The organism is Collimonas sp., assembly GCF_035566375.1.
Taxonomy (GTDB): domain Bacteria; phylum Pseudomonadota; class Gammaproteobacteria; order Burkholderiales; family Burkholderiaceae_D; genus Collimonas.
On sequence record NZ_DATMRK010000074.1, the window covers coordinates 196,166 to 207,104 of the forward strand.

Sequence of the window (10,939 nt, forward strand, 5' to 3'; positions counted from 1 at the left end):
CCGCAAGCGTGGTTCAGCTTGGTTCCGGGGTAATCACTACAGCGGCTGTTTGCCGTATGTCAGCGACACTGACGGCCCATGCCGCCTGTTCGGTTGTCGCAGCCATCTCGGCGGCCAGCGCCATATGAATGAGATTATTGTTGCCGGTACCACCAACGGTGCTGAACCACTGGGCAATACGCAGCGGCGGAGCAAAGGTGGAGGTTGCCAGCATGGCTTCTTTTCTTTCTCAAGATGTTCCGATGCCACTACCGTAAGGTCGATATTCATCGGAACACCGGTTTGCGTCAGGCCACTGGATTCGGCGCCACTTTGGGAAATTGAGGGATGACAGGCGGAACAGGGATCACTGATTGACTTTGCCCGGCAAAGACAAATTACCCGAGGCCACCTTGAATACATCGGCTACGCACAGCAGTGGGTTGTGCACGCTGGCGTTTACGCGCAACGCGGCGGTGACGCCATCAAATCCGGCGGTTTGCACCACGCCAATGTCGTCGAACGGCACTTTCACTTCCAGCGATTTCCCTTTGAAGACAGGGTTCCAGCCAGGGCTGTCGATCAGGATCGGCAGGCCAGGCCATGTCTTGGGCAACTTGGGCTTGCTGCCCTCGGGAATGTCGACCACCTTCAGGGCTCCCTTGCCACAGGTGTCGTCGGGCCGCAGCACCACCCAGTGTGAGTGCCATTCGCCGCCGCCGGCAAACAGCGGTGTGTCGTTGAAATCGGGATGGCTGGTCACCGCGAAGGCCAGGATGCCGCTTTTGGCTTCAAACCCAACCACGGATGGGTCCATGGTGGTCGGCCAGACATAAGAAAATACGGTGCTGCCGGCCAGTTTGCCGGTCTTGCCGGGCTTGTTGTCCCCCGCCTTGCCAGACACCGCGATATGGAAGGTGGCGATGTTGCCCTCGGTGGTGATGCGCGTATGAAAAATATCAAACGGTGCTTGCACCTTGGCGCTGGGCGCGCTTTGAATGCCAACAGTGTGCTCGCCGTCATGCGCCACGGCGAGATGGCCCAGGCCAGCACACGCCACGGCCAGCGTGATCTGCTTGAGTGTTGAATGCAATTTCATTGAGATACCTCTCTGGATTGGAGTTGGTGCAAATCTGCACAGGGAGAAGTTTGCGCCCCGCGTGTGTACAATTGGTATCTATTGATCCATACAACATACCTATTCGTACAATATGAGCGCTGATCCCACCCAAGCCTTGGACCGGCTTTCTTCGCTGTTGGAGCGGTTTCAGGTGTCCGCACGTCTTTTTCACACTGGCGCGCTGTGTGGTGTGAGTACTTTCGATGCGCAACCGGGCAGAGGTTTTTTTCACGTACTGCGCAAGGGCGAGATGGTGGTCACCCATCAACAAGGGGCGGGTGTGGTGCGCCGCATTGAGGCGAGGGAACCGACACTTTTTTTTTACCCGCAGCCGTTGGCGCATCAGTTTCACAATGCGCCTCAGAACGGTTCCGAATTCACATGCGCCTCAGTCCACTTCGAAGGCGGCGCCAGTCACCCGTTAGTGCGAGCTTTGCCGCTGCTGATCGTTTTGCCTTTGGCCAGAGTGCCAGGCCTGTCAGGTGTGCTGGACTTGCTGTTTCAGGAGGCTGATCAGGTGCGCTGCGGTCACCAGCTGATGGCGGATCGCCTGTTTGAAGTGCTGCTGCTGCAACTACTGCGCTGGTTGCTGGACCATGGAGAAGAAGGTGGCGTTTCGATCGGCTTGGTGTCCGGCCTGGCCGACCCAAAACTGGCCCGCGCGCTGACCGCGATGCATGAGAACCCGCAGCGGCCCTGGTCGCTGGAAACGCTGGCCGAGCATGCCGCCATGTCGCGCAGTGCGTTCGCCAGTCGCTTCAAAAAAATGGTGGGCGTTGCCCCGGCGGACTATCTGACCGATTGGCGCATGACACTAGCCAAAAAGCAGTTGCGCCATGGGCGTGCGGCGAAACTGATCGCCCCAGAGCTGGGTTACGCCAACGCATCAGCCTTATCCCGTGTCTTTGCACAACGCACGGGGCTGTCTCCTCGTCAGTGGCTGGCGCAGAGTCAAGCTTTTGATTAATGCAACTGCTGACTCGGGTCAAAAATATCTCGGCGCGGCGCCTGTTTGATCTGTGACAGCATGAAGCCGATAGCGGCGCCACTGAATGCGGCATACAGCGAGGCCTGTTTTACGCCCCATGCATCCCAGCGCCGCCATAACCTCCGCTGCTGCCGCCGCATCCGCTTCTCCCATGCAGCGTCCAGCGCTTGCTCTTGCGCGGTCCAGGCAGTCAATTCCGCTGTCTGCTGTGCGGATGGGCGAGGCCCCAGCGTTTGTTCCACGCTGAGGCGGAAGCCATCATATAACTCATCCAGTTGACTCTGTTCGCTATCGCTCCAGTATTCCGCCTTGCCCTGCTCTCCCGCAAAATACGCCGCGCCGCCACACAATTTCCCCATTTGCTCGGTATCGATCTGACCCAAGGGATTGGCGACAGAAAGCAGCAAACTCTGCAGATACTGGCTGTCCCCTTCGTCAGCGTCAGCAGCGGCACGCCCCTCCTGCTCCAGCGCCTGCCACTCGCTCGCATCGACGCTCAGGCCGGCAAGTTCCTGGTCATGCAATGCTCTGATCCGCGCCGTCAATGCCTTCATCGGCCCTGGCGGGCAGTAGCGGGCAATACCCCATTGCGGATCATGCAGCAGCCAATGGCCGTAGTGATCCGGAACCGCTCCCAGATCCGCTCCCACCGGGATAGCTTCAATCAGTGCAATTGCCTGTTCGCGGGCGCTGGTTTTTCCCTCCGATTGACGCAGCCAGCACAGCACGTCAATCACCACAGCTAGCGTCTCGGGTACGCCGAGTTCCTCGCTAAAGCGATGCTTGCCGCCGGCGGCACAGTCGGAAGGCTGATTTCCAGGGCCGGGTTGCGCTTCACGCAAACGATTCAGGCAGCGCGCCTTCTGTTCCGGATCCGCTGCGAAGCTAATCCATACCTTCATTTTCGTTTGTCTTTCGAGTTGAACTGCCGTCATGCGCGATGGGCTCTTCTCATCATACGTCGTCCCTGCCGGTCCAGCTATGCCAGCAGCCACCGAAAAAAAACGCCAGAGAAGCGGACTTCCCTGGCGTTTTCAGCTTCGATCAGATAAGAACCTGCACTTAGAAAGTGTAGCGAGCACCCAAGGTGAAGTAGCGGCCGACGGCGCCGGATTGATGCAAGGACGGATTGTAGTTGATACGACCGTAGGTTTGCACGTCCAGCGGCGCCAGGCGGTCAAACAGGTTGGCGATCGCAGCGGTAACTTCCCATTGCTTGGTCACGTTCCAGCGGCCGAACAGGTCGACTGTGGTGAACGAGGCTACGCGGCAATTCATCAAAGCGTTGCCGGTGACTGGATCCACATTCAGGCATTCGCCGCCGGTTTCGTTCTTGTTTTCAATCCCGCTCACATAGTTAACCGTGGTGGTGAGATTGAACGGGCCGCGATCCCAAGCCAGCGACGCCGAAGCGCGAGTGCGCGGTGTGCCGCCGTTGCCGGACAAGTTCGTATCGCCATGGGTGCCGACAAAGTTTTGCGTCACGCCATTGGTAGTACGTTTGAACTCGAACATTTGCGACAGCGTCAAACCGGCTGTCATGCGGCCGTAGGAATTCAAGTCAAAACGGCTACGCAAATCGATATCGACGCCGCTGGTGCGAGTTTGACCGGCATTGATATAAGGCGCTTTGACCAGTTGGATCGGACCAGCCAGTCCAGGGAAATCCGAAGTCGGTTCGCCCCGTACTACAGTTGCATCCGGGAAGCCCGATGGATTGGCAATGACCGCACCCGGATCGGAACCGACGATCTCGTTCTTGCGAACAATACGCCAGTAGTCCACCGAAACGCTGGTGTTCTTGATCGGTTCCAGAATGAAGCCCAGGCTGTAGCTCTGTGATTTTTCCGGCTTCAGGTTTTTGTTACCGACAGTCACGGCGCCGACGTTCTTGCCATCCGAGCAATCTGCAGAAAGGCCGGTGGCAGGGCAGCGAATCGGATCACGCGTAAAGGTAGTAAAACCAGAAACCGCGCTGTTGCCGCTTTCCGATGGACCAGGAGCACGGAAACCTTCTGCATACGTGCCGCGCAAAGCCAACTGCTGGATCGGCGTGAACTTGAAACCGATCTTCGGCGTGGTGGAGTTACCGAAATCAGAGTACTGGTCGGTACGCAAGGCGAGCTGGAATTCCAGTTGCTTGATCACTGGCAATGCCAATTCCGTGTACAAGGAACTGATATTGCGCGAGGCTTTAGCTGCCGCGTAACCCAGGCCGACGATGTCGCTGACGTCGGTGAATGGCGTCGCCTGGCTGTCAGTCGATTCGTGACGGAACTCGCCGCCGACCGCGATGCCGATAGGGCCGCCCGGCAACTGACCGAATTCACGGGTGCCTTTAAAGTCCCACAAAGCAAGCTTGGTGGTCGCCGAATTTTTCAATTCCGGGGAAACCAGACCCAGGGTCTGCGCACTGTTCAGCACACCCGCCTCGCCGATGCGAAAAGTATCGTTGTTCATTGCTGTCCGCAATGCGCTGGTGCGGTAATAGCCGTTCTGGGTACGCTCGGTTTTGCTCTGCGCGTACAAGATGCCGCTGTCGTAATCCCAGCCGAAGGATGTGCCCTTCACGCCAACTAGCAGGCGCGTGACGGTGGTGTCCAGATCGGAAGTACGCGGACGATTCGGATCGACCCAGCGCGGGCGGGCGCGGTTGTTGGGAAACGGATTATCCGGATGGCCGATAGGCAACAGCAACTGATCAGGGCCGGTATTCGTGTTAACCACGCGGTTGTTGATCAAGTCAAAGCCAGTGCTGGTCAGAGCGGACGGCGTAGTGATGGTCTTGGCTTGAGAATTGAACAAGCCGAGTTCCGTATAGGCTTGCATATCATTGCTGATCTTCAAGGTGCCGCGGCCATACAGATTGATATTCTGGGTTTCAGGCTGGACAGACTGGTAAGCGATCGGGTCCCACAGGCAACCGCCGCCGGAATTGATTGAAGTCCCGCGGTCGATATTGGCGCATCCAGGAAGATTCTGGATCCCCTGGCCGGGAATCGTACTGCCGCTTGCACTGACCGGGCGTACCGTGCCCACGAAGCTATTGCCGCCAGTGTTGCTGCTGGTAGTGGCGCCGGCCCGTTGATCGCGGCCACCCCATGGGCGGGCATCCGCTTGTCCGAGATATTCCGGACGATCTCTGGACCAGATCGCGTTGCTCTGCTTGGCGTCGATACTGAAGAAATAGTTGTACTTGTCGGTTTCCAGATCGCCGAAACCAAAGGTTCCCGATGCGGTCCGCAAAGTACCGTCGCCATGACCGGATGTGCCTAAGGTTCCGGAGATCGTCTTGCCTTGATAGGTTTCGCGCAAAATGATGTTGACCACGCCGGCGATTGCATCCGAACCGTAGATCGCAGAAGCGCCGTCTTTCAGCACCTCGATGCGGTCCACCGCGCCCAGCGGAATCGTGTTCAGATCGACAAAGCTGCGTTGGCCGTCATCGCCCAGGCCATAAGGGGCGGTGCGGCGGCCGTTGATCAGTACCAGGGTCGAGTTGACGGAAAGTCCGCGCAACGAAACGCCCGAGGCGCTGCCGGCAAAACCGTTGGTGAATGAGCCGCTGATGGAACCGTTGTTGTCGGCCGCCAGGCTGCGCACCACATCGGCTACCGTGGTCTTGCCCGATTGCTGGATGTCCTTGCGTGTCAGAATCTGGGTCGACGCTGGTCCTTCCTGTTGGGTACGTTTAATGTTGGAACCGGTGATTTCAACCCGTGCCATCGGTTTCTCGTCGTTTGTCTCCTGCGCTTGCACAGACTGGGCCAACAATCCTATCCCTACTGCTACGCCGCCGGTAAAAAACGCCTGGCGCAACAACTGTGACAACTTCCGTTCCCTGATCATAAGCAACACTCCCTATCGATAATTTAGAGTTGAGAATTTAATTATTTGTGTAATCAAACCAGACTGATTAAATCGCCTTATGGACGACGTAATTTGCGTTTTGACATCTCTGCTAAGATTTCATACAGACAGACAAACCAAAGAATCCACCAGAAGGCTTTTTCATCATCTGGACTCCCAGGAGTTACCGTCATTTACATCGCTTGTACGTAGTGCAGACGACGGCAACACAGTATCTTCAATGCAATTTATTGCCGTGCACCAAGATGCTGCGTTGTTAATCTATACTAAAGATAATATTTTTTGTTACAAAATTTTCCATCACATTACAAATAGATATATTGCGTTACAAATTTACGACAACATATTGTCAAAAAATTACACAAATGCGGTGAAAGACAATATCGAATAAGCAAATGCATCGTGGAAAAAGAAAGAAATATGCGGATAATGCTGCGATTTATAGGCACTTGTTGTGCTTTGCAGCATTTCAAACGGCTGTGCCGTACAGCACGGAAAAAAAGTGAAGACAAACCAGTGCCTTGGAAGTTACGTGATTGCGGTCTTGCCGGCCCTGATTTTCGTCGCACAATTGTTCACACAAATGCCAGGACAGACAGCCAAACCCGCTGGGAACGCCTGATGTTTTTCGGTTAATATCACCTACTTTCATACAAGGACGTCCGACCAATCCAGTCAGGCCTCCCTTGCTCCAGGCAATGGACCAGGCCCGTTCCTGCCGCATCATGATTTGCGCAAACCCCTAGATTTCCGGACGTCGATTTTTCATTGAATTTGAGCATGCATATAGCAGTTTTCAGTTGGTTCGGATGGTCTTTACTGTGGCTTGTCCCTTTGGTTTTACGCGTGCTCAAAGCACGCCGCTCCGGGATCAATCCGCTGCGCGGCCCAGGCTCCATCCGTTTGTGGTTAGGGACGTTCCTGTTACTGTGCAGCAGCAGTGCATTGGAGGCAGTACTTCGCACACGGGAATCGACCCCGCCTGACGGCGATCGACTGGGCTACGCGCTGGCTCACGGTTTCATGAGCCTGCTAGGCACTGTCGGCGGCGTGCTGCTGCTGATGGCCATCGCGGTCCTGGCGCTATCGTGGTTATTTGGCAGCGAATGGCTGAAATCGATGGCCACCACAAGCCCCTTGCTGACACGGATCTTCCCAGCAAAAAAACAGCATGCCGAGGTGCAACGCGAGCAGCGTGTCGCACCTGTCGCGGCAGTTGCCCATTCCGTACCCAGGCCGGCACGATCCCGTGAAAGCATAGCGATTCCTCCGCGCAGCAGAAAATCCTGGCAACTGCCTTCAAGCGCCGAGCTGTCTGAAATCTTCGGCAAACAAGCAAAGCCCCCGTCCAAACGGGTTGATACGCGGGCTGAAATCAACAGCACGGCCAGAAGCATGGCCGAGTGGGCCACGGTTGAACAAATCATCCCGACCCCAGCGATGCGCGCACGTGCAAACATGACGCAACAGGCGCAACAGGCAAGAACCGCAAGCACGGCGCGCAAAGATGCAATGCACATGCGCCAGACTGAGCGTATCCAGAATCGCAACACGCCACTGACCACGACAATCAGCACGCGCCCTGCTCCCGTTGCGCCGGTATCTGCGCAGGTATCTGCGCAGGTACCTGCGCCGGTACCTGCGAACGAAGCGATCAATGTGCCGCATGCATTGGTGCTACCAGCCGTGGCGGTAACACCTGTGCTTGCCGCCACCGATCCGATTGCGCCAATTGCGCCAATTGACATCGTCCATCAGGAGGCGCTCAGGCCTGACTCCGTATCGACAGATTTGCGGCCGCGTCCAGCGCTTACTTCTGACTATGCCGTTGCAGATCAAACGGATACCACCATGGTGCAAGCTGTGCCGGCGCCTGCCTCAGGTGCTGCTCTGGCAATGGCGCCCCACAACAACAACGAAGCCGACTTCTCATTTCATCGCCTGCACGAACTGCGGATTGATTTGCCCGGGCTCGACTTGCTGGATCCCGCTGTCAACGAATTGATCGATATTCCAGTTGAACGCCTGGCCGAAACCGGCTTGCTGATCGAACAGCGTCTGAAAGAATTCAAAGTACCGGTAACAGTGCTAGGCGCCGACGCCGGGCCGGTGATTACCCGCTTCGAGGTGGAACCTGCGTTAGGCGTACGCGGCAGCCAGATCGTCGGCCTGATGAAAGATCTGGCACGCGCGCTCGGCCTGACGTCAATCCGGGTGGTCGAAACCATCCCCGGCAAAACCTGCATGGGGCTTGAGCTGCCCAATCCAAAACGGCAGATGATCCGGCTCTCGGAGATCCTGGAATCGCCCGCTTATCAGGACTCTGCCTCGCATTTGACGCTGGCTTTAGGCAAGGACATCACTGGCGCGCCTGTGGTCGCCGACCTGGCCCGGGCGCCGCATATGCTGGTGGCCGGCACCACCGGCTCCGGTAAGTCGGTGGCGATCAATGCAATGATTTTGTCGCTCTTGTATAAAGCCACGCCGGAAGAAGTGCGCCTGATCATGATCGATCCGAAGATGCTGGAACTGTCGGTATATGAAGGCATCCCACATCTGCTGGCGCCAGTGGTCACCGACATGAAACTGGCCTCGAATGCGCTGACCTGGTGCGTGGCCGAGATGGACAAGCGTTATCGCCTGATGTCTGCACTCGGGGTACGCAATCTGGCTGGATTCAACCAGAAAATCCGCGATGGCGAAATGCGCGGCAAGAAAGTCAGCAATCCATTCTCGCTCACTCCCGATGCGCCGGAACCGCTGTCAACCCTGCCGCTGATCGTCGTCATCATCGACGAGCTGGCCGATCTGATGATGGTGACCGGCAAGAAGATCGAAGAGCTGATCGCACGCCTGGCGCAGAAAGCCCGGGCCGCCGGCATTCATCTGATTCTGGCCACGCAACGGCCCTCGGTAGATGTGATTACCGGCTTGATCAAAGCCAATATCCCGACCCGGGTCGCGTTCCAGGTGTCATCGAAAATCGATTCCAGAACCATCCTCGACCAGATGGGCGCCGAAGCCCTGCTGGGCCACGGCGACATGCTGTTCCTGCCGCCAGGATCAGGTTATCCGCAACGGGTGCACGGCGCCTTTGTTTCGGATGCCGAAGTGCACCGGGTGGTAGAACACCTGAAACAATTCGGCGAACCGGAATACGAAGAAGCGATTCTGGCCGGCGTACCGGCTGAAGGCGCCAGCGCCGATCTGCTCGGCGACAGCCAGGATGTCGAAGCCGATCCGCTATACGACGAGGCCGTGGCCTTCGTGGTACGCACCCGGCGCGCCTCGATTTCATCGGTACAGCGGCAATTCCGCGTCGGCTACAATCGCGCCGCCAGGTTGGTGGAACAGATGGAAGCGGCCGGAATTGTTTCTTCGGTGGCGACCAATGGCAGCCGTGAGGTGCTGACACCGGTGCAGGCAGAGTGACTGTGTGGCGTGTAGTAAATGACTTTATTGATTGTTGCATTTCTGCTTCAAGCCATCAAAGCCAGCGGTGTAAATGCCCGTGACGATCTTCTTCGCTGTTTCGTCATCCGCACCGCTGACAGGTTCTTCATGTTTCCGTTTGAACGAACCTTGCCAGATCACGAGCGATCCTTGGCCTGCTGCATGAACCGTTAGCACCGAAATATATTCGCTGATAGGCAGCTGGCAGTCGCTAATGTTGTACGCGATGCTGTGGGATTGCTCGCAATAATCCAGCAATTCTTCAGTGATGCTACCGCCATCGTGCAACGACAGTAAACGCACCGCCCCTTCTTGATTGTTGTTGCCTTTGATTATTCTGCTATTGGCAACTGCTGGATGCCATGACGCCATGCCATTGAAGTCTTTTAATATCTCCCAAGTTTTTTCGACTGAAATCGCCAGATCAAGTTTTTGCATTACGAACAGATTTTTTTTGTTGATAGGCATAGTAATTTTCCTGAAATTTTAAGGATGAGTAGCAACTACAAAAAATATATTATTAATAAAAACACAAGCAACATTCTAGAATCAATATGATGATTGAGTAAGATGACAAGAGATCTGTTCGCTCGATACAAAATATATGGAATGCACTCCTCCCCCCTCAAAAAAAAAATGGCAATACAATCCCATCGCACAGAGCGTGGAAATTAAATGAAAAAGCGCCCAACAGTTTTAACCGTTGGGCGCTATAAAATTTCGGGAAGCACTGGAAGATTAGGGCAACAGCCAATCACCAATCCTTGGCCTGCAACAGAGAGAGTGTGATAGGGCTATCGTTTGCGTCTCGATGTGTGTATCAATCAAGTGCGAAGCGCAACCCCAGCGACAGCACGTTATTACGCAAGCCGCCCTTGCCCAGCTGCGCATCGTAGTTGAGATACCAGCCCCAACGCTTATCCACCGCGGTACTCAAGCCCAGCCCGGCCCAACCCGAACTGCGCGACAAGCCTATCCCCTGCACCGTAAATCGCGCCGCCGGCGCGCCCACGTAAGCCGCCCCGAAATCCAGGCTGCCATCGCTGAACGCATGCTGCCAGGCGGCATACGCCTGCACCACGCTCAAGCCGCCGGCCCATTGGAAACTGCTTTCGCCACGTAAACCCAGCAGAGCCGCTGTCTGTTTGTACGTCTGGCTGTCCGCCGTCAGTCCAAACACGCCGCCGCTTTCGGTAAAACCGCCGCGCTTGAGACAGTCGTACGTCACGCCCGCGTAAGGCGTCAAGCGCGTGTCGCCGGACAGGGGCAACACGTAACCGCCCTCGGCATAGGCTGACCACAGGCTATCGGTATGACTGGTCCCCAGGTTCTGCTCCGTAGCGCCGATCAGCGCCGTGCGCGTGACGGTGCTGTCGATGCTGGCCGCGCCGGCCCGGCCCGAGACATACCAGCCACCATCGCCAGGCTGACCAAACCCATGCCGGCCATACAAGGAGACACCGGTATTGCGCCCCTTCGATTGCCCGCCGAGCCGATCAAAACTGGCCTTGCTGTCGGCGTAAGCCAAT

At 56.4% G+C, this 10,939-nt stretch carries 9 protein-coding genes; 3 read left to right on the forward strand and 6 right to left on the reverse strand.

What is annotated here, in order from left to right; translation table 11 throughout:
* Positions 1–13 precede the first annotated feature (13 nt).
* Complete coding sequence (locus tag VNZ60_RS23005; RefSeq protein WP_325663359.1) at positions 14–214, reverse strand: hypothetical protein; 201 nt, start codon at positions 212–214, stop codon at positions 14–16.
* Positions 215–346: 132 nt separating this feature from the next.
* Positions 347–1,078 carry a hypothetical protein gene (locus VNZ60_RS23010; RefSeq protein ID WP_325663360.1) on the reverse strand — a complete coding sequence of 244 codons (732 nt, stop codon included), beginning with the start codon at positions 1,076–1,078 and terminating at the stop codon, positions 347–349.
* A 112-nt stretch (positions 1,079–1,190) separates the two neighbouring features.
* Between VNZ60_RS23010 and VNZ60_RS23015 the strand changes: the two genes are divergently transcribed.
* Entirely contained in the window at positions 1,191–2,066 is an 876-nt protein-coding gene (locus tag VNZ60_RS23015) for an AraC family transcriptional regulator (protein ID WP_325663361.1), read from the forward strand.
* On the opposite strand, the gene VNZ60_RS23020 is transcribed toward VNZ60_RS23015, so the two are convergent.
* Both VNZ60_RS23020 and VNZ60_RS23025 read right to left on the reverse strand, forming a co-directional pair.
* Complete coding sequence (locus VNZ60_RS23020) at positions 2,063–2,989, reverse strand: hypothetical protein (protein WP_325663362.1); 927 nt, start codon at positions 2,987–2,989, stop codon at positions 2,063–2,065. The two genes, VNZ60_RS23015 and VNZ60_RS23020, sit on opposite strands and share 4 nt — an antisense overlap.
* 160 nt (positions 2,990–3,149) lie before the next feature.
* Positions 3,150–5,936, reverse strand: coding sequence for a TonB-dependent receptor (locus VNZ60_RS23025; protein ID WP_325663364.1), 2,787 nt, complete (start codon positions 5,934–5,936; stop codon positions 3,150–3,152).
* Between the two features lie 423 nt (positions 5,937–6,359).
* Here VNZ60_RS23025 and VNZ60_RS23030 point away from each other — a divergent pair, with 423 nt between their 5' ends.
* Together VNZ60_RS23030 and VNZ60_RS23035 are read left to right on the forward strand one after the other, a co-directional pair.
* Complete coding sequence (locus VNZ60_RS23030) at positions 6,360–6,593, forward strand: hypothetical protein (protein WP_325663365.1); 234 nt, start codon at positions 6,360–6,362, stop codon at positions 6,591–6,593.
* Positions 6,594–6,725: 132 nt separating this feature from the next.
* Positions 6,726–9,389, forward strand: a complete 2,664-nt coding sequence (locus VNZ60_RS23035) for an FtsK/SpoIIIE family DNA translocase (protein ID WP_414648950.1) — start codon at positions 6,726–6,728, stop codon at positions 9,387–9,389.
* A 24-nt stretch (positions 9,390–9,413) separates the two neighbouring features.
* Here VNZ60_RS23035 and VNZ60_RS23040 read toward each other — a convergent pair whose 3' ends face one another.
* Both VNZ60_RS23040 and VNZ60_RS23045 read right to left on the reverse strand, forming a co-directional pair.
* Positions 9,414–9,878, reverse strand: a complete 465-nt coding sequence (locus VNZ60_RS23040) for an SRPBCC family protein (RefSeq protein WP_325663369.1) — start codon at positions 9,876–9,878, stop codon at positions 9,414–9,416.
* A 352-nt stretch (positions 9,879–10,230) separates the two neighbouring features.
* On the reverse strand, positions 10,231–10,939 hold a 709-nt coding region (locus VNZ60_RS23045), incomplete at its 5' end, for an autotransporter outer membrane beta-barrel domain-containing protein (RefSeq protein ID WP_325663371.1).

What these genes read in the sequence shown, in the direction of transcription:
- VNZ60_RS23020 (WP_325663362.1), bottom strand. Translation starts at nt 2,989, where the DNA reads ATGAAGGTATGGATTAGCTTCGCAGCGGATCCGGAACAGAAGGCGCGC.
- VNZ60_RS23010 (WP_325663360.1), bottom strand. Translation starts at nt 1,078, where the DNA reads ATGAAATTGCATTCAACACTCAAGCAGATCACGCTGGCCGTGGCGTGT.
- VNZ60_RS23025 (WP_325663364.1), bottom strand. Translation starts at nt 5,936, where the DNA reads ATGATCAGGGAACGGAAGTTGTCACAGTTGTTGCGCCAGGCGTTTTTT.
- VNZ60_RS23005 (WP_325663359.1), bottom strand. Translation starts at nt 214, where the DNA reads ATGCTGGCAACCTCCACCTTTGCTCCGCCGCTGCGTATTGCCCAGTGG.
- VNZ60_RS23040 (WP_325663369.1), bottom strand. Translation starts at nt 9,878, where the DNA reads ATGCCTATCAACAAAAAAAATCTGTTCGTAATGCAAAAACTTGATCTG.
- VNZ60_RS23015 (WP_325663361.1), top strand. Translation starts at nt 1,191, where the DNA reads ATGAGCGCTGATCCCACCCAAGCCTTGGACCGGCTTTCTTCGCTGTTG.